Origin of the sequence: Catenuloplanes sp. NPDC051500 (assembly GCF_044454585.1) — a bacterium.
In the GTDB taxonomy this organism is placed as follows: domain Bacteria; phylum Actinomycetota; class Actinomycetes; order Mycobacteriales; family Micromonosporaceae; genus Catenuloplanes.
On the sequence record NZ_JBITDX010000037.1, the window covers coordinates 22,003 to 38,878 of the forward strand.

General features: G+C 71.5%; 17 protein-coding genes. 10 read left to right on the top strand and 7 right to left on the bottom strand.

Annotated elements, in window-relative coordinates; all coding sequences use genetic code 11:
• Window positions 1-22 precede the first annotated feature (22 nt).
• A complete protein-coding gene (locus ACIA8K_RS38955; RefSeq protein ID WP_396068522.1) occupies window positions 23-319 on the bottom strand; it encodes a hypothetical protein in 297 nt (98 codons plus the stop codon).
• Between the two features lie 223 nt (window positions 320-542).
• Between ACIA8K_RS38955 and ACIA8K_RS38960 the strand changes: the two genes are divergently transcribed.
• The gene (locus ACIA8K_RS38960; protein WP_396068523.1) at window positions 543-1,919 is read left to right on the top strand and encodes an MFS transporter; all 1,377 of its coding nucleotides are present in this window, start codon (window positions 543-545) and stop codon (window positions 1,917-1,919) included.
• A gap of 70 nt (window positions 1,920-1,989) precedes the next feature.
• Here the strand turns inward: ACIA8K_RS38960 and ACIA8K_RS38965 are convergent, their stop codons facing one another.
• Window positions 1,990-2,628: a winged helix-turn-helix transcriptional regulator gene (locus tag ACIA8K_RS38965; protein WP_396068524.1), complete on the bottom strand. Its 639-nt coding sequence runs from the start codon at window positions 2,626-2,628 to the stop codon at window positions 1,990-1,992.
• A 157-nt stretch (window positions 2,629-2,785) separates the two neighbouring features.
• On the opposite strand from ACIA8K_RS38965, the gene ACIA8K_RS38970 reads away from it, so the two are divergent.
• The 5 genes from ACIA8K_RS38970 (at window position 2,786) to ACIA8K_RS38990 (ending at window position 8,012) form a co-directional block, all read left to right on the top strand.
• The gene (locus ACIA8K_RS38970; RefSeq protein ID WP_396068525.1) at window positions 2,786-3,172 is read left to right on the top strand and encodes a VOC family protein; all 387 of its coding nucleotides are present in this window, start codon (window positions 2,786-2,788) and stop codon (window positions 3,170-3,172) included.
• Window positions 3,173-3,301: 129 nt separating this feature from the next.
• Window positions 3,302-4,483 carry an acyl-CoA dehydrogenase family protein gene (locus ACIA8K_RS38975; protein ID WP_396068526.1) on the top strand — a complete coding sequence of 394 codons (1,182 nt, stop codon included), beginning with the start codon at window positions 3,302-3,304 and terminating at the stop codon, window positions 4,481-4,483.
• A 34-nt stretch (window positions 4,484-4,517) separates the two neighbouring features.
• On the top strand, window positions 4,518-5,396 hold the full coding sequence (locus tag ACIA8K_RS38980) for an alpha/beta fold hydrolase (protein ID WP_396068527.1): 879 nt from the start codon (window positions 4,518-4,520) through the stop codon (window positions 5,394-5,396).
• A gap of 6 nt (window positions 5,397-5,402) precedes the next feature.
• The gene (locus ACIA8K_RS38985; RefSeq protein ID WP_396068528.1) at window positions 5,403-6,632 is read left to right on the top strand and encodes a glycosyltransferase family 2 protein; all 1,230 of its coding nucleotides are present in this window, start codon (window positions 5,403-5,405) and stop codon (window positions 6,630-6,632) included.
• 126 nt (window positions 6,633-6,758) lie between these two features.
• A complete protein-coding gene (locus tag ACIA8K_RS38990) occupies window positions 6,759-8,012 on the top strand; it encodes an MFS transporter (RefSeq protein WP_396068529.1) in 1,254 nt (417 codons plus the stop codon).
• Between the two features lie 57 nt (window positions 8,013-8,069).
• Here the strand turns inward: ACIA8K_RS38990 and ACIA8K_RS38995 are convergent, their stop codons facing one another.
• Complete coding sequence (locus tag ACIA8K_RS38995) at window positions 8,070-9,308, bottom strand: cytochrome P450 (protein WP_396068548.1); 1,239 nt, start codon at window positions 9,306-9,308, stop codon at window positions 8,070-8,072.
• A 592-nt stretch (window positions 9,309-9,900) separates the two neighbouring features.
• On the opposite strand from ACIA8K_RS38995, the gene ACIA8K_RS39000 reads away from it, so the two are divergent.
• Window positions 9,901-10,686 carry a helix-turn-helix domain-containing protein gene (locus tag ACIA8K_RS39000; RefSeq protein WP_396068530.1) on the top strand — a complete coding sequence of 262 codons (786 nt, stop codon included), beginning with the start codon at window positions 9,901-9,903 and terminating at the stop codon, window positions 10,684-10,686.
• 72 nt (window positions 10,687-10,758) lie between these two features.
• Window positions 10,759-11,397 (top strand): MerR family transcriptional regulator, encoded by a 639-nt coding sequence (locus ACIA8K_RS39005; protein WP_396068531.1) that lies wholly within the window; start codon window positions 10,759-10,761, stop codon window positions 11,395-11,397.
• A 50-nt stretch (window positions 11,398-11,447) separates the two neighbouring features.
• On the opposite strand, the gene ACIA8K_RS39010 is transcribed toward ACIA8K_RS39005, so the two are convergent.
• On the bottom strand, window positions 11,448-12,260 hold the full coding sequence (locus ACIA8K_RS39010) for a TIGR03084 family metal-binding protein (protein WP_396068532.1): 813 nt from the start codon (window positions 12,258-12,260) through the stop codon (window positions 11,448-11,450).
• 188 nt (window positions 12,261-12,448) lie between these two features.
• Here ACIA8K_RS39010 and ACIA8K_RS39015 point away from each other — a divergent pair, with 188 nt between their 5' ends.
• Window positions 12,449-12,898, top strand: coding sequence for an SCP2 sterol-binding domain-containing protein (locus ACIA8K_RS39015; protein WP_396068533.1), 450 nt, complete (start codon window positions 12,449-12,451; stop codon window positions 12,896-12,898).
• A 21-nt stretch (window positions 12,899-12,919) separates the two neighbouring features.
• The gene (locus ACIA8K_RS39020; RefSeq protein WP_396068534.1) at window positions 12,920-13,345 is read left to right on the top strand and encodes an SgcJ/EcaC family oxidoreductase; all 426 of its coding nucleotides are present in this window, start codon (window positions 12,920-12,922) and stop codon (window positions 13,343-13,345) included.
• Between the two features lie 49 nt (window positions 13,346-13,394).
• On the opposite strand, the gene ACIA8K_RS39025 is transcribed toward ACIA8K_RS39020, so the two are convergent.
• Genes ACIA8K_RS39025 through ACIA8K_RS39035 form a run of 3 tightly spaced genes read right to left on the bottom strand, consistent with a single transcriptional unit; the run spans window position 13,395 to window position 16,660 of the window.
• Window positions 13,395-14,423: a carboxymuconolactone decarboxylase family protein gene (locus ACIA8K_RS39025; protein WP_396068535.1), complete on the bottom strand. Its 1,029-nt coding sequence runs from the start codon at window positions 14,421-14,423 to the stop codon at window positions 13,395-13,397.
• 54 nt (window positions 14,424-14,477) lie between these two features.
• Window positions 14,478-16,115 carry an FAD-dependent oxidoreductase gene (locus ACIA8K_RS39030; RefSeq protein WP_396068536.1) on the bottom strand — a complete coding sequence of 546 codons (1,638 nt, stop codon included), beginning with the start codon at window positions 16,113-16,115 and terminating at the stop codon, window positions 14,478-14,480.
• Window positions 16,112-16,660, bottom strand: coding sequence for a DUF5987 family protein (locus ACIA8K_RS39035; protein ID WP_396068549.1), 549 nt, complete (start codon window positions 16,658-16,660; stop codon window positions 16,112-16,114). Before ACIA8K_RS39035 ends, ACIA8K_RS39030 begins: the two co-directional genes overlap by 4 nt.
• Window positions 16,661-16,876: the final 216 nt, after the last annotated feature.

Below are 16,876 nucleotides of genomic sequence, written 5' to 3' on the forward strand. Positions count from 1 at the left end.
GCCTCCCCGGGGCGGCGGCGTGTCAGAAGCCGTACGCGCCGACGACGGTCGCCGGGCTGAACTGCGGTGCCTCGGCGCACCGCTCGCGGATGCCGTCCTGGAACTGTCGGAACGCGGGGAGACCGGCCAGCGGGTTGCCGTCGTCCTCGCTGGTCAGGACGTGGACGAACTGCGACCCGTCGCCGAGCCGCAACGTCGTGTACCGCACCCCGGCGGGCGCGGCCTGGGCCAGCTCGACGAAGACCTTCTCCACCAGCTGCGCGTTCAGGTCGGCCGCTTCGGGCCTCGTGGTGTACCGGATCACGGTCGTGTGCGCCATGGGTCGTCCTCTCGACGGTGTGCCGATCACGCTGCCGCCGATCCGGGTCCGCACGCACCTTCCAGCGTGCGGTACCGCAACTGCGCACGATGGAAGAAGACCGCTCCGCCGGGGCGTGCCACCATGCGTGATCGAACTTCCGGAATCGACGGAAGTCGCTGGCAATTCTCGACAAAGGACAGTCATGGTCGCATCACCGTCCCTGGGCTCCCCATCCCTCGTCGTGCCACATCCGCGCCGCTGGGCGGCGCTCGTGCTGCTCTGCGCCGCCAACTTCATGATCATTCTCGATTCGCAGATCGTCATCCTCGCGCTCCCGGCGATCAGCGCCGACCTGCGGATGTCTCCTGTGTCCGCGCAGTGGGTGCTCAGTGCCAACCTGCTCACCTTCGGCGGCCTGCTGCTGCTCGGCGGGCGCGCCGCCGATCTGCTCGGCCGCCGCCGGATGTTCCTGGCCGGCACCGCACTGTTCCTGTTGATCTCGCTGCTGTCCGGGTTCGCCTGGAGCACGGGCGTGCTGATCGCCGCCCGCGCGCTGCACGGCGTGTCGGCGGCGCTGATGGCGCCGACCGCGCTGGCCATCCTGACCGACACGTTCCCGGACGGGCCGGACCGGCACAAGGCGCTCGCCGGCTGGGCGGGCATCGCCAGTTTCGGCGCGGTGACCGGGCTGCTCGTCGGCGGCGCGCTGACCGGGCTCGGCTGGCAGTGGGTGTTCCTGGTCAATGTCCCGGTCGCGCTGGTCATGCTGGTGCTCGCACCGATGCTGCTGCCGGAGAGCCGCGACCGGGACCAGCCTCGCACCTACGACCTGGCCGGCGCCGTGACCAGTACCGGCGGGCTGGTGCTGCTGCTCTACGCCATCGTGCTGGTGCCGGCCGCCGGGTGGCTCAGCACCCGCGTTCTGGCGCTGCTGGCCGGTGCGGTCCTGCTGTTCGCGGCGTTCGTGGCGATCGAGAGCCGGTCGAAGGCGCCGCTGGTGCCGCTGGGCCTGCTTCGGTCCCGGTCACTCGTCGGCGGGAATGTGGCGATGCTCGCGGTCGGCATGCTGCCGTTCGGGCTGTCCGTGACGATGAGCCAGTACGCGCAGACGTTCCTGGGCTTCTCGGCGTGGGACTTCGGCCTGCGCCAGGTGGTGATGCCGCTGAGCGCGACGATCGGCGCCTACGCCGGGCACGCGCTCGTCACCCGCTGGGGCGCGCGGGTGATCGTCGGCGGCGGCATGGTGGCGATGGCCGCAGGCGCGCTGCTGCTGCTCGTCACCGTGGCGACCGGTCAGTGGCGGCTCGACACGTTCGCCGGTCTGGCGATCTTCGGCGCGGGCATGGGCGTGGCCACCGTCGCCGCGGCCACGGCGGCGCTGTCGGGGGTGTCGCGCGCGCACGCCGGGGTGGCGTCCGGCCTGAACACCGCGGCGTTGCAGTCCGGCGGCGGGTTCGGCGTGGCGGTGGTGATCACCGTTATCGCGTCCTTCTCGAGCGTCGCGACGGGTGACGAGGGCGGCTACCGCGCCGGCTTCGTGGCCTGCGCGATCATCGCCCTCGTCACGCTCGTGGTGAGCGGGGCGCTGCTCCGCACCCGGTCGGCGGACCGGGGCTGACACCCTCCGTGCGGTGACCGGCGGGCCGTGGCACCACCGCGGTCCGGCGGCCACCGGTGCGCCCCGTGGCTCAGACGGTGACGGCGCCGAGCAGCCGGTGCAATGCGGCCCGGTCCCCGGTGACGACCGCGAGACCCGCCTGCTCCGCGGCGTCCATCTCGGCCAGGTCGCCGAGCAGGCGGTTGAGCGTGCGCGGATCGGTGGCCAGCCCGGCGTCGCACCCGGCCGGCTCGCCCTGAGTGATGTGCACGGTGCCGTCTGCCGACCGCAGCGTCCAGACCTGGGCGCCGAGCTGCATCCGGTAGACCGCGGGCCGTGCGGGGTCGGTCCGGGCCGCCGACCGCAGATAGATCAGCATCGAGACGGCGCTGAGCGCGGCGGTGCCGTCCCGTGGCGGGAGGCCGCCGCCCCAGTCGCCGAGCGCGAGCACGACCGGTTCCGCCTCGCGGCCGCGCGGGGTCAGCTCGTACACCCAGGAGGCGGCCGGTGCCGGCAGCTGCCGCCGGGCCACCACGCCCTGCGCGACGAGCTCGCGCAGCCGGTCGGTGACGATGTTGCTGCTGGCCTGGGGCAGGGCGGCGCGCAGCTCGGCGAAGCGCTGCGGGCCGAACAGCAGCTCCCGGACGATCAGCAGCGCCCAGCGCTCGCCGAGGACGTCCAGGGCGCGGGCTATCCCGCAGGCGTCGTGGTAGCTGCGGCTGGTCGGCACGGACGGCTCCTCGGTGCGAGATGGTGCGCGGTCAGCCTGTCTGCCGCGCCGCGGTGGTAAAAAAACTCCGCGTGGTTGTTTATAACAACCGATCCTAATAGGTTGTACGCGGTGACGACGAGGGCGCCGAGCGACTCTCGGTGACAAGGAGCGGATCATGGGACGACCGGTTGTGCACTTCGAGATCATCGGGCCCGACCCGGACAGCCTGCGTGACTACTACGGCGAACTGTTCGGCTGGTCCTTCGAGACCGGCGGGCAGACCGCCGAGGGCGTCTCGGCGCCGGGACAGTACGGGTTCATGGCCGCTGGGCCGGACAGCGAGACCCCCGGCATTCCCGGCGGCATCGGCGGCGGCGCGGGCTTCGGCAACCGGGCGCTCTTCTACGTCGGCGTGCCGGACGTCGAGGCCGCGCTCCAGGCGGCCGAGAAGCTCGGTGGCACCCGGCTGCTCGGCCCGGTCTCCGCGCCCGGTGGCGGCCTTGTCGTCGGCCATTTCACCGACCCGCAGGGCAACCTGGTCGGCCTGGCCGACGTCGGCTGATCCGGCCCGCCGGCCGGACGGCAATCGTGAAGATGCGGCGGCTCCCGCGCGGCTCGGAAAATCGACGGCGCGGGATGACGCGGTGTGCGCTCGTCCCGCCCCTCATCCGTTCGGCCTCAGGAGGACAGCATGCAGGACACGGCGGTGCCGGTGCGCGAGGAACTCGTCCGGCGAGCGGGAGAGCTCGTGCCGCTGCTGCGCGAGCGGTCCCGGTGGATCGACGAGAACCGGCGGCTGCCGGACGACGTGCTGGCCGGGATGGAGGCGGCGGGCCTGCTGCGGATGCGCGTCCCGCAGCAGTACGGCGGCTTCGAGAGCGACGCGCGTACCCTCGTCGACGTCCACGCGGAGATCGCCCGCGGTGACGGTTCCGCGGCCTTCTGCCTCTCGGTCTGGTCGCTGATCAACTGGATAGTCGGGCGTTTCCCCGACGAGGTGCAGGACGAGGTTTTCGCCACGCCGGACGTGCGGGTCTGCGGGAGCATCTCGGCGACCGGTACCGCGACGCCCGTCGACGGCGGCTACCTCTACAACGGCCGGTGGCGGTTCAGCACCGGAGTGCTGCACAGCCACTACGCGTTCAGTGCCGCCATGCTCGACGGCCCGCCCGAGCACGCGGTGCCGATGACAGCGCTGATCCCGGTCTCCGATCTGAAGATCGTCGACGACTGGTACGTCACCGGCCTGCGCGGTACCGGCAGCGTCACCACGTCCGCGACCGACGTGTTCGTGCCCGCCGCCCGGGTGGTGGCCCAGTCCGACCTGTTCAGCCCGCAGAGCCGGTCGGTGCGCAACACCGGCAAGGGCATCTACGAGATCCCGCTGCTCGTCACGTCCACCGCGGCCACGGCCGGGCAGACCATCGGCGCCGCGAAGTACGCGATGGAGACGTTCCTCGACCGGCTGCCCGGCCGGCCGATCACCTATACCGCCTGGACGAGCCAGCGCGACGCGCCGATCACGCACCTCAAGGTCGGCGAGGCCGCGCTGCTGACCGAGGAGGCGGAGATGCGCGCCCACGCGTTCGCCGCGCTCATCGACGCGAAGGCGCAGGCCGGCACGCCGTGGAGCGAGCAGGAGCGGGTCTACTCACGCGTCCAGCTCGGCCGGATCGCCCAGCTCGCGAAACAGGCGGTGCACCTGCTCGCGTCCGCCAGCGGCGCCTCGTCGATCTACGAGAACGTCCCGATCCAGCGCATCCAGCGCAACCTCGACGCGATGGCGATGCACGCACTCACCTTCCCCGAGACCAACATCGAGCTGTACGGCCGGGTGCTGTGCGGTCTCGCGCCGAACACGCCCTACCTGTGAGCACCGACCGGTGATGCCAGTGAGGAGAGCAGACATGGACGGTACGCTTCGGCACCGGCAGATCGAGGCCGGTGGCTCATCCGTGCACGTCGTCGAGGCCGGTGTGCCGGGCGCGCCACCGGTCGTCTTCCTGCACGGGTTCCCGACCTCCTGGTCGAGTTACGAGCGGATGCTGCGGCTGGCGGCACCGACGGCACACGCGATCGCGATCGATCTGCCGGGCATCGGCGGTTCGACGGGCGACCCCACCGACGGCACCAAGAAGGCGATCGCCGAACGGCTGCACGAGGTCTTCCAGGTTCTCGGCCTGAAGGACGTGACGCTCGTCGGCGGCGACGTCGGCGGCATGGTGACCTACGCCTACCTGCGGCACGTCACCGGCCTCGCCCGTGCGGTGATCCTGCACGTCGTGGTGCCGGGCGTGTTCCCCTGGGAGGTCGCGGTCCGGGACCCGTCGATGTGGCACTTCCATTTCAACGCCAAGCCAGACCTGCCGGAGATCCTGGTCCGCGGCCGGGAGCGGCCGTTCCTCGACCACTGGTACGACGTGCTCTCCGGCGACGGCACCCGGATCACCGAGCAGTCCCGGCAGTCGCACGTGGCCGCGTACCGGGCCGAGGGCGCGTTGTGCGCCGGATTCTCCTGGTACCGGGCGATGGAGCAGGACACCCGGGACAACGAGGCGGTGACCGCACCGATCGATGTGCCGCTGCTCTACCTGCACGGCACCAAGCCCGCCGGCCACTCGCTCGAGCCGCACGTCAAGGGGTTCGAGGCGGCGGGCGTCCGCCACGTGACGGGCGCCTGGGTGCCGGACTCCGGCCATCTGGCCCAGGAGGAGAACCCCGAGGCGTACTGGTCACTGATCGCGGACTTCGCCGGACTGCCCGGCACGGACCGGAAAGGGTCGTAGAAGCCAGTGAACCCCGCAGTGTCGATCATCGTCACCACGTACAACCGTGGCCCGTTGCTGCGGCGGCAGCTGCACCACCTGAGCCTGCAGGACCTGCCGCACGATCGGTTCGAGGTGATCGTGTCCGACGACGGGTCATCGGACGGCACCGCGGAGATCGTCGAGTCCTTCGTCGGCCGCCTGCCGCTGCAGTACCACGTCCAGGAGGATCTCGGCTTCCGGGCCAGCACCGCGCGCAACGCCGGCGCGCGGCTGGCTTCGGCGCCGGTCTTGGTCTTCCTGGACGCGGGCGCGATGCCCGGACCCGGGCTGGCGCGGGCCCACCTGGCGGCGCACGAGGATCCCGCCGCGCACCGGATGGTGATCGGCCATGGGCACGGGTTCGGTGCCAACCTGGCCCGGCTGGCCGGCCTGGCGGAGGCGATGGACGAGGCGCCGCTGGACGAGGTCGCCCGGCGCTTCGCCGGCAACCCGGAGTTCCGGGACGGGCGCGAGGACCGGCTGGCCGCGGCCGGGTACGACCTCGGCCGTGACCCGCTGCCCTGGCAATTGTTCTTCACATTCAACTGCTCGGTCCGCGCCGACGACTTCCGGCGGATCGGCGGGTTCGACGAGGCGTTCGTGCAGTGGGGCGCGGAGGACATCGAGATCGCGTTCCGCGGGGCGCGGCACGGCTTGACGTTCGGTTATGCCCCGGACGCGTGGATCGTCGAGTGGCCGCACGAGCGCCCGATGGGCGACCGGATGGCCACCTTCACCGAGAACATGCTGCAGTTCCTCGCCAAATTCCCGGAGCCGGTGATCGAGGTCGGCTGGCGGGCGGTCCGTGACGTGGAGTTCTGGAGCTGGCCGCAGTTCGCGCGGGAGATCTCGGAGCACACCGCACGGGTGCGTGAGGTGGACGTGCGCGCGGAGATCGCCCAGGCGGCCGCGGCGCACGGTGACGGCTCGCTCGTGGTGATCGGCGCCGGCGGGGACCTGCCGGACCTGCCGGCCGGCACCGTCGTCGTCGAGTTCGACAGGCAGCTGCTGGACCGTGCGGGCGGGGACGGCCGGCACGCCGTCGGAATCCGCACCACCCTGGCGGACCAGTCCGTCGAGACCGTGCTCATCACCTCACGCCTGGCCGGTCTCTGGGAGCACTGGGGCGCGGATCTGCTGGCCGAGGCCGGCCGGATCGGCCGCAAGACCGAGCTGACCGACCGGCTGGCGGCCCTCATCGAGGCGCGGCGCTGATCCGCGGCATCACCCACTGAGCATTTTTCAACCTGGCTGCTCCTCTACGCCGAAGCCGTGTTCATGGGCCTGGCCGTGACCAGGTTGGGACAGGTTGAAAAACACTCACTGACACGGAGGTCGAGCATGGTCAACGAAACGAGGCCGGACACGCTGCGCGTACCGGCTGACCCGGCGGGCCCGTCCGGTGCGGCGGTCCGGCGCGCCCGGTGGGCGATCACCGCGGTCTTCTTCATCAACGGTTTGATGCTGGCGACCTATATCGTCCGGATCCCGTCGATCAAGGCGGATCTGGCGCTCACCGACGCGCGGCTCGGACTGGTGATGACCTGCTTCGGCACCGCCGCGCTGCTGACCATGCAGTTCGTCGGCCCGCTGGTGGCGGGTTTCGGCAGCGTGCGGGTGATCCGGATGACGCTGCTGCTGATGCCGCTGGTGCTGGTCGGCATCGGCGCGGCCGGGAACGTGGTGGTGCTCGCCGTCGGGGTGGTGCTGCTGGGCATGGTGCACGGCACGCTCGACGTGGCGATGAACGCTCACGCGGTCACCGTCGAACGCCTCCGGGGCCGGCCGATGATGAACAGCTGCCATGCGGCGTGGAGCATCAGCGCGGTCATCGCCTCGGCGAGCGGTGCCAGCGTCATCCGGGCCGGCATCCCGACGCTGCGGCAGTTCCTGGTCGTCGGCGGCGTGCTGCTGATCGCCGGGCTGGTCGCCTCGCTGTGGCTGCTGCCCGCGTCGGTCGACCGGGTGCGGCGTGCGCCGGACGGCTCGAAGCCGCCGGGTGCCGGTTGGCGCAGCGGATGGACCGGCCCGGTGCTGATCTTCGGGCTGATGGGTTTGACGATCATGCTGGGCGAGGCCGCGGTGGTGAGCTGGAGCGGCGTGTTCCTGCACGAGGATCGCGGTGCCACGCTTGCGGTGGCGGCGCTCGGTTACACCGCGTTCACCGTTTTCCAGACCGCCGGGCGGCTGTTCGGCGACCGGCTCACCGCCCGGTTCGGCAACGTGTCGATGTTCCGGGCCAGCGGCGTGATCGCGGTGGCGGGGTTGCTGGTCGTGGTCCTCGGCCGTTCGCAGCAGGTGACGATCGTGGGCTTCGCCATCCTGGGTGCGGGCATGTCGGTTCTGGTGCCGCTGATCTTCAGCGCGGTCGGCGCCGCCGGCGGTGACGGGCCGGGCGCGGCGACGTTCGTCTCCCGGGTCACCACGTTCACCTATGCCGGCATCCTGGCCGGCCCGGCCCTGATCGGCTGGTTCGCCCAGGCGATCGGGATGACCTGGACGTTCGCCGCCATCATCCCGCTGATGGTCGGGGTGGTGCTGGCCGCGCGCGTGATGGGCGGAGCCGACCGCGACCGGCAGGCCGCGACCGGCTGAGACCACGCGGAGAAGCCCCGGCCGGTACGATCCGGCCGGGGCTTCTCCGCGTGCGGGTCAGGCGACTGTGACCGCAGCCCCGTCCAGGATGACCGGCAATGTCTTGTGCCCGTTCATGATGAACGTGCCCTGCGACTCCAGCTCCTCGGTCTTGACCGCCAGCTCGATGCCCGGGAACCTGGCGAACAGCGCGGGCAGTGCGATCTGCGCCTCCAGCCGGGCCAGCGGAGCGCCGAAGCAGTAGTGCGTGCCGAAGCCGAAGCTCAGGTGCTCCTTCTCGGGCCGGCTGATATCCCAGTCCTCCGCGGAGTCGCCGTGGATCGACGGGTCCCGCCCGATCGCACCGTACCCCATCAGGATCGGGTCGCCCTTGGGGACGGTCACGCCGTCGAGTTCCAGATCCTCGACCGCGAACCGCAGCGGCAACATGTTGAGCGGCGACTCCAGGCGCAGCGTCTCCTCGATGACGTCGTCCCAGGTGGCGCGTCCCTCCTCGACCGCGGCCCGCTGCTGCGGGTGGGTGAGCAGCTTGTGCACCGCGTGCGTGACCAGGTTCATCACGGTCTCCGAGCCCGCGCCGAGCGCCACGAACAGCGTGCCGATCAGTTCGCTGTCGGTGAGGCGCTCCTCGCCTGTCGTGTTGACCAGCTCGCTCGTCAGATCGTCGCCCGGGTGTTCCCGTTTCGCCTGGATGAGCTTGGAGAACTGTTCGGTCCAGTCGCGGATGTTCGCCTCGGCCTCCTCCGGGGTGAGCGAGGAGTCCGGGGTCTTCTCGCCGCCGCGCAGCACCGTCGCACGATCGGCCTCCGGGACACCGAAGAGGTCGCAGATGATGGTGGCCGGCAGCTGGTAGGAGAAATTGCGCTTGAGGTCGACGACCTCGCCGGGCGGCGTCTCGGCGAGCCGGTCGAGCAGGCGGGCGACGGTCCGCTCGATATAGGGCTGCATCGAGCGCACCCGCTTGGGGGTGAACGCCTTGACCACCGGCCGGCGCAGCCGTTGCGCCTCCTGGCCGTAGGCGGTCGTCATGTTCTCCATCGTCGGCCAGCTTGCCAGCGGCCAGTCGGCGCCGATCTCGCCGTTGATCCATTGTGGCCAGTGCATGCGCGGGTTCTTCGAGACCTTGGGGCTGGTCAGCAGTTCCTTCGCCAGGTCGTGACCGACCACGACCCAGCCGCGGACGTCGCCCGGCAGGGTGACCATCGCGATCCCGGAGCCCTGCTGGCGCAGTTCCTGAGCCTCACCGTGCACGTCCTGACCGGTCACGTCGAGCCGGTACGGGCAGCGTTTCTCCATGGGAATCTCCTGAGTGGAGGGTCTGTCGTTCATCTCATCCGACGGTACGGACGCGGCGTGGTAGCGGCATCTTCCACGTTGCGCGGGCGCCGGGGTGGGCAAAAGTCCGGATTAGTGGCGCTTATACCGTATGACGAAGATGGTCGTCTTCGGCGATTATTCTCGGGAATGGGCGATGGCCGTCCGTGCCGGCCCTCACCCGTGCCGTACCGGATAGTAACGTGGCACCTTGTCGCTGGTGAGAAGCCCGATTAAAGATTGGCAAGCATCAGTTTCCATTTTGCCCGAAGGGGCGTCCGGGTGTACGGCAGCGCCAGGTCTGGTCAGGGCGCGTTTACCTGCTGGTGACACTGTCCGACACAACGGGTACGCAAGGCGTTGCTAAGCGCGACGGGCTCCGCTACCGTCGACTCCGGATAGAGCGCGGCGAGAGTGAATGGGCTAATACGCGAGTCAGCCGACTACTAATAACGGCGTTCTCCCATCAATTTTCTCGCTATTTCTGTGTGACGCGGCCCGTGGGGGCGCTCGGTGCATCGGCGCACTGGACTCCGTTGGCCGTACCCCAAGTTCATGCTCAATCGGAGGCCCCGTGGACGAGTCGGCCGAGCGTGCGGTCAGGCGCGCCATCACCACCATGCGAATGAACCTCGGTGAGCAGATCACCGTCGAAGACCTGGCCCGGTCGGCCATGTTCAGCAAGTTCCACTTCTCCCGGGTCTTCCAGCGGGCCACCGGCGTCTCCCCGGGGCGATTCCTCTCCGCGCTGCGCCTGCAGCGGGCGAAGACGCTGCTCGTGTCCACCTCGCTCAACGTGGCCGACATCAGCCTGTGCGTCGGCTACAACAGCGTCGGTACGTTCAGCTCCCGGTTCAGCCGCAGCGTCGGGATGTCACCGACCGCGTACCGGCGGCTTGCCGGGTTCGCGCCGGAGATCACCGTCGACACCCGATTCGGCCCGGAGGTGGACGTACCCGCCCGCGTCGCCGGCGTGATCCGCGGCCCGGGGGAGCAGTCCGGGCCGGTGTTCGTCGGGCTCTTCGCCGACCGGATCCCCGAGGGGCAGCCGGTGCGGTGCGCGGTGCTCGACGGACCCGGTGCCTACCTCTTCGACGAGGTGCCCGCCGGTTCGTGGTTCCTGCTCGCGCAGGCGGTCGCGGAGCCCTCGCGCGGTGGGCGTCCCGGATCACCCGGAGCGCCGCAGGAGGTCTGGGTCGGGACGTGTGGTCCACTGTGTATTCGCGGGGGCACCCGGTTCGACATCGACATGGACCTCAACCCCGCGCGCGACCTGGACCCGCCGGTGCTGCTCGCCCTGCTCGACGCGCGGGAGTGGGCGCTGGCACGCCGCCGCGAGCTCGACCGGCTGGCGGCCTGATCATCGTTGTGCCGTGAACGTATGTCGATGCGACAATCGGCTCAGCCGATCGATCTCGAGCTGGGGAGCTCCATGCGAATCTCGGAACTCAGCCGGCGCACGGGCACACCTGTGGGAACCATCAAGTTCTACCTCCGCGAGCGGCTGCTCCCACCGGGGCAGCCCACCAACCGCAACCAGGCCTCCTACGGCGAGAGACACGTGAACCGGTTGCGCCTGATCCGCACGCTCACCGTGATGGCCGGACTCGACCTGTCCTCGGTCCGGCTGCTGCTCAACTCCATCGAGGACGGCAGGCTGCCGCTGCCCGACCTCTACCGGGTCATGGAGGCGGCGGTCGCCGCGGACGACCAGGAGACCGACGGCCCGGAGGCGGACGCGGCCCGGACCGACGTCGACGCGCTCGTCCACCGGATGGGCTGGTCGCTGGAGGCCGACGCGCTGCCCCGCAAACACCTGGTCGAGGTGCTCGCCGCGCTGAAGCGTCTCGGCTCCACCTGCGAGATCGACTTCTTCATGCCGTACGCCGAGGCGGCCGACGGGCTCGCGCAGGGCGAACTGGACTTCGTCCCGGCGGCACCGACCAGCGGGGAGCGTGCGGCCGCCGTCGTCCGCGGGCTGATGTTCGAGGTCGCGCTGACCGCCATGGGCCGGATGGCCAGAGATCACCACGCCGCCCTGCGGTTCCGCCCGGTCGGCGACGAGGGCTGAGGCACTGCGACGCCGGGCGGTCCGTGACAGGCCCGCCCGGCGTCCAGCGGTCAGCGCACCGGTTCGGCGGCCGTGGCGAACTGTCCCGGCCGGCGGCCTTCACCCGCCGGACCGCGGTACGCCTGCGCGATCGACAGCCACCTGTCGGCTTCGTCGCCCTCGGCGCGCAATGCCAGGTCGTCACGGTGCCGGCGGCGCGTGACAAGCAGACAGAAGTCGGCCGCCGGGCCGCTGACCCGTTGCTGTGCGTCGGCCGGACCGAACTCCCAGAGCGTGCCGGACGGTGCCCGCAGCGCGAAGTGCATCGGCTCCGCCGGCACCGTCAGACCGTGCGTGGCGTACCCGAAATCCCAGGTCCGTACGCCGAACGCGACCAGGTGACCGATCCGGTCGGTGTACCGGCGCTGGTGGCCGAGCGCGTCGGCGATGTCCTGGCCGTGCCCGAACAGCTCCATCATGCCCGCTGCGGCCAGCACCGAGGCAGGCAGCGGCCGGACCAGCCAGGGCACGATCAGGTCGGCGCTCACCGAGGCGAGCGCCTGCTCGGTGCGGGCCCGCTCGGCCCGCCAGCGGGAGAAGAGCGCGGCCGGCGGCTCGGCGACGAACTCGGCGAGCGCGTGATCGACGTTCGCGGTGAAGTTCGGGCCGAGCTGCGCGGTCATCGCCGTAAAACGGTCCGGCGCGGCCACCGCCAGCGCGGCCATCCGGAAGGTGGCGGCGAGGTGGGCGACCTGGTGGGCGACGGTCCAGCCCGGTGCGGGCGTGGGCGTGCGCCACCCGGCGTCGTCGAGATCGCGCAGGAGACGATCCAGCTCGTCGCCCTCCGCGATCAGGTCCATGATGATCGGCTTGCTTTCGGTCATCGACGGTGTCCTCTCCCCTCGCACGCGAGGTGGTCGTCTACGGGAGCGGTTCGAGCATGCGGGCGCGCGTGCGGGAAGTCTTCTTCGTCGTTGCTCAGCGCGCCGGGTCCCGCAACCTGGAAGGTGTTCCGCCCCGGGCGGCCGACCAGAATCGAAGCGATCGGCCAGCTCGGCAGAGAGGGATGTAGATGTCGGTTGACCAGGGCAATCCGGCCGCGCTCGGACCGTACGGATTCGGGCGGTTCGTCAAGGCGGCGTCAACGGCCGAGCTCGAGGCGTTGATGGACGGCGCACGGCGTACCGAGGTGCTCGACGAGGTGTTCCGGCGCATGCCAGAGGTGTTCCGGGCCGACCGCGCCGCCGGTCTGCGGGCGGTCGTCCACTGGTCGATAGGCGGCCGGACGGACGGCGGCTTCGACTACTACGAGCTGGTCATCGCGAACGGGACGTGCACCGTCTCACCTGCCCGGATCGGCACGCCTCAGCTCACCCTGAGGCTTGGCGCGGTCGACTTCCTGCGCCTGGTCACCGGCAACGTGCACGCGGTGCTGCTGATCATGCGCGGCAGGCTGCGCACCGCCGGGGAACTGGCGCTGACCACGAAGTTCCCGAGCCTGTTCGACCCGCCGAAAGTATGACCCGTCACCGAAGGAGACCGGATGACCACCACCCCGACCGCTCCCGCCGCGCTGTCCGCCGAGGACCAGGCGGCGATCGCCGCGGTGCCGGCCCGGATGATCCGCGTCTGGGCCGCCCACGACGCCGACGAGTTCGCCGACCTGTTCGCCGAGGACGGCACGATGATCCTGCCCGGCCGGTATCAGCAGGGCCGGGATGCGATCCGCGAGTTCATGACGCATGCCTACGCGGGCCCGTACGCCGGCACTCGGGTCACCGGCCGGCCGATCGAGATGAAGGTGCTCAGCCCGGGCGTGGTGGCGGTGATCACCGAAGGCGGTGTGCTGGCGGCCGGCGCCGAGGAGCTCGACGCCGGCGCCGCGATCCGGGCCTCGTGGATCCTGGTCCGGCGCGACGATCGCTGGCAGCTCGCGGTCTACCAGAACTGCCCCCGCGACCCGCGCTGACCGCACACCGCATGGTGCGACCCGGCGTGCGCCGCCGGGTCGCACCGGGTCAGTGCCCGAGCGACGGTGACGTGCCGACGCGCCGGGCCGCGGACCAGCTCGCCCACGCGGTCAGGCGCACCAGCTCGGCGTCGTCGTGCCCGGCGTCCCGGAACTGCCCGACCACGGTGTCGGTCACCCGGTACGAGGCGAGCGCCGTCAGCATCGCCAGCCGGCCGGCCGGGCGCAGCGCCTCCGGCAGCGTCTCCACCGCCACGGCCCCGGCCGGTGCGCCGCCGTCCAGCGCCGCGGTGACCAGCGCGCGGACCGGCCCGGCCACGTACGGTGCCGCCCCGGTCTCCAGTGCTGCTGTCGCCCTGGCCATTGCGGCGGCGATGTGCGGCTGCCCGGCCGCCCAGTCCGGCACGAGCGGCGCGGCAGGTGCCGGCAGCAGCCCCAGCGACGCGCCCGCCCGTGCCCGCCGGCGGGCCAGCCGTCCCATCACCCGAGCCGCGCCCCGGCGGGCAAGCCCGGCGGCCAGCCCGGTCAGCGGCGGCAGCGGTGAGTCACGCAGGAAGACGTTGACCATCCGGTTGAGGTACTCGAAGACCACCACCGTCGCGATCAGCTCCGGGGCCTCGGCCGCGGTCGCCGGGAACGGCGCGGGATCGGTGCCGTCGCGGCGGGCCCAGCGGGCCAGTGCGCGCATCGCCGGGTCGCGCATCTGGTCGATCCGGCCGTCCGCGAGCGCCCGCGCGTCGCCGCCGCCGGTCAGCCCGGCCAGCGTGGTGCCGTGCACGTCGACGCAGTACGGGCACCGGTTGGCCAGTGACACTGCGGCCGCTACCGTCTCCTTCGCCGCCCGGGACGCGGCCATCGACGGCAGCATCGTCTCGCGGAAGACGATCCACGCGCCGGCCAGCACGTCAGGTTCCGGTGCGTGCAGCGCGATCGGGGGCGCGAGCATGCCGAAGTCGTGCTCCATGTCGTGGTAGACGCGTGCGACTGTCCCAGTCGCGCGGTCCGGCGGTACCGGCGTGACGTGCCGGATGTGGGCCAGGGTGATGCCCCTGGTTCCCTGGGCCAGCAGGGGGCTCATCGGGCTCCTTCCCGGTCCCGGCCCCGGGACGTGCCGGGGCCGGGACCGGCGGGATCAGGCCGTGCGGGCGATCGCCCGGCGGGCGGAGGTGGCGCCTTCGGGCGTCGGGGCGCCGTAGGTGACGGCGATGCCGCGTGCGCGGGCGGCCCGCACGATGCCGGGCATCGCCCGCTCGGCGAGCGCGGAGATGGTCAGCGCCGGGTTGACGGTCAGCGCGCCCGGCACCGCGGAGCCGTCGGTGACGAAGATGCCCGGATGGCCGCGCAGCTCGTGGCCGTCGTCGAGCGCCGAGGTGGCCGGGTCGTCGCCGATGCGGCAGGACGCCAGCGGGTGCACTGTGTACGCGCCGACCAGGTCGTTGGTCCACGGCCGTACCCGGGCCAGGCCGTCGCGTTCGAGGATGTCCTTGACGTCCGCGTCCGCGAGCGACCAGCCCCGCCAGGTGTTCGCCGTGGGCCGGTACCGCAGTGGGCCGTTGCCGAGCATCTGCTGGGAGAGCCGGTGGGCGTTGCCGGTCTCGGGTGGCGGCCCGAACACGCCCTCGTTGTCGTCCTCGGACATCGTGAAGATCGTCATCCACGACTGCCAGTCCCGCAGCATCTGCTTCTTGTGGACGCCGAACCAGCTCGCGCGCTCCGCGCCGGGCGCCTGGGCCAGGATCGTGCCGAGCCCGGGCGGGAAGTAGAGCTGCTCCAGCGAGTACCGCTCGTACTCGGGCAGGCTTGCGTCGAGCCGGTCCCAGCTCGCAACGGTCGGCCCGCGCCCGATCTGGTGACCGCGGTAGGCGCTGCCGTCGCCGCGGTCGAGCCCGAGCACGTCGCGGATGCGGTCCTCGTCGAAGACCGCGGTGTTCAGCCGTTCGCCGTTGCCGGAGAAGTACCGCCCGACCGCGTGCGGCATGGCGCCGAGCTCCGGCGCGGACCGCGCGAGGATGACCGGGGTGGCGCCCGCGCCCGCGGCCAGCACGACCAGCTTCGCCTCGATCGTCCCGGCGTCGTGCAGGATCCGGTAGTCCTCGCCGTCGACGACGCGGTAGTGCACCCGGTATCCGCCGTCGGCGGTACGTGACAGGCGCTGGACCTCGTGCAGCGGCCGGATCTGCGCGCCGTGCGCGAGCGCGGCGGGCAGGTAGTTGAGCAGCAGCGAGCGCTTGGCGTCGAACCGGCAGCCGGCCATCATCCAGTTGCAGTTGGTGCACATGTCCACGTCGATCGCGGCGGGTGCCGGGTTCGCGGTGCGCCCGGCGTGCGCGCAGGCTGCACCGAACAGGCCGCCGGCGTAGGGGACCCGGTCCCAGGTCTGCATCGTGATCGGCAGCGACGCCTCGACCCGGTCGTACCACGGCTCGAGCACGTCGCGGCTGATCGAGGCCGGCCACATGCGGCGACCGATGCTGCCGTGCCGGTCGAAGACGAAGCCCGGCGCGCGAGGCATCGTGGCGAAGTAGACCACGCTGCCGCCGCCCACGCAGTTGCCGCCGAGCACGCTCATCCCGTCGCCGACGACGAAGTCGAAGATCCGGGTGTACGACGAGCCGAGCTTGAAGTCGTGGTCGAACTCGTTGCTGTCCAGCCAGGGCCCTCGCTCCAGGACGACGACCTTCGCCCCGCCCGCGGCCAGGTGGTAGGCCGCGATCGCGCCGCCGAAGCCGCTGCCGATGATCAGCACGTCGGTGCGCTCGACGGCGCTCACGACGGGCTCCCGGTCGCGGTGGTGCCGGGGTGCGGGAGGGCGAGCTCCCGCCCATAGGAGAAGCTCGGGAACTGCCACACCCCGTCCGGGCCGGGCGGGGCGTAGCCGAGCGTCAGCAGGCCGGGATGCCCGGCGGCGAACGCCTCCGCGGTGTGCAGGTGCGCGGCGCTGTCGAAGGCCATGTTGCTGAACAGCGCGAGGCCGACCCACATCTCGTGCTCGGGATGCTCCCACGCGGTCAGCTCCTCGACCAGCGCGGTGCGGTCGGCGAACGGCAGCGCGACGAACGCCGGCACGTCGTCGTCGAGCGGCAGCGCGCGCCCGCCGGCGTACCGGGTGGCATGATCGTTGAGCGAGACCGCCAGCGAGTCCAGGGCCGGGGCAAGGCCGCCGGCCGGGTCGCGCAGCAGCACCAGCGCGCCCGCCGCGACCGCACCCCCGCCCTCGGCGGCGCCGGCGACGGCGCGGTCGCCGGGAAAGCGTTTCTCCCCGGGGATGATCGTGTCGGCGAACGCCTCGATGGTCAGCGTCAACGCCGCGTCCATGACGTCGGTACCGGGTTGCACGGATAGGGCCTCCGGTTCTTCTCGGACGGACGGGGCCGCACCGCGGCCACTCCTTGCCGGTCATCGTGTCGAGGCGAGCGGGGGCGGCGCATCTTCGGGCTTGCGGTCACGTAGGCGGATCCGCGTGCCGGTTCTCCGTTCGTGCGCTTGTGGCCGCCGCGCGTTGTGCAGAAGGTCACGAACCGAATACTGGCA

What these genes read in the sequence shown, in the direction of transcription:
- ACIA8K_RS38990 (WP_396068529.1), top strand. Translation starts at nt 6,759, where the DNA reads ATGGTCAACGAAACGAGGCCGGACACGCTGCGCGTACCGGCTGACCCG.
- ACIA8K_RS39035 (WP_396068549.1), bottom strand. Translation starts at nt 16,660, where the DNA reads ATGGACGCGGCGTTGACGCTGACCATCGAGGCGTTCGCCGACACGATC.
- ACIA8K_RS38995 (WP_396068548.1), bottom strand. Translation starts at nt 9,308, where the DNA reads ATGGAGAAACGCTGCCCGTACCGGCTCGACGTGACCGGTCAGGACGTG.
- ACIA8K_RS39020 (WP_396068534.1), top strand. Translation starts at nt 12,920, where the DNA reads ATGACCACCACCCCGACCGCTCCCGCCGCGCTGTCCGCCGAGGACCAG.
- ACIA8K_RS38980 (WP_396068527.1), top strand. Translation starts at nt 4,518, where the DNA reads ATGGACGGTACGCTTCGGCACCGGCAGATCGAGGCCGGTGGCTCATCC.
- ACIA8K_RS39010 (WP_396068532.1), bottom strand. Translation starts at nt 12,260, where the DNA reads ATGACCGAAAGCAAGCCGATCATCATGGACCTGATCGCGGAGGGCGAC.
- ACIA8K_RS39025 (WP_396068535.1), bottom strand. Translation starts at nt 14,423, where the DNA reads ATGAGCCCCCTGCTGGCCCAGGGAACCAGGGGCATCACCCTGGCCCAC.
- ACIA8K_RS39015 (WP_396068533.1), top strand. Translation starts at nt 12,449, where the DNA reads ATGTCGGTTGACCAGGGCAATCCGGCCGCGCTCGGACCGTACGGATTC.
- ACIA8K_RS38955 (WP_396068522.1), bottom strand. Translation starts at nt 319, where the DNA reads ATGGCGCACACGACCGTGATCCGGTACACCACGAGGCCCGAAGCGGCC.
- ACIA8K_RS39005 (WP_396068531.1), top strand. Translation starts at nt 10,759, where the DNA reads ATGCGAATCTCGGAACTCAGCCGGCGCACGGGCACACCTGTGGGAACC.
- ACIA8K_RS38970 (WP_396068525.1), top strand. Translation starts at nt 2,786, where the DNA reads ATGGGACGACCGGTTGTGCACTTCGAGATCATCGGGCCCGACCCGGAC.
- ACIA8K_RS38975 (WP_396068526.1), top strand. Translation starts at nt 3,302, where the DNA reads ATGCAGGACACGGCGGTGCCGGTGCGCGAGGAACTCGTCCGGCGAGCG.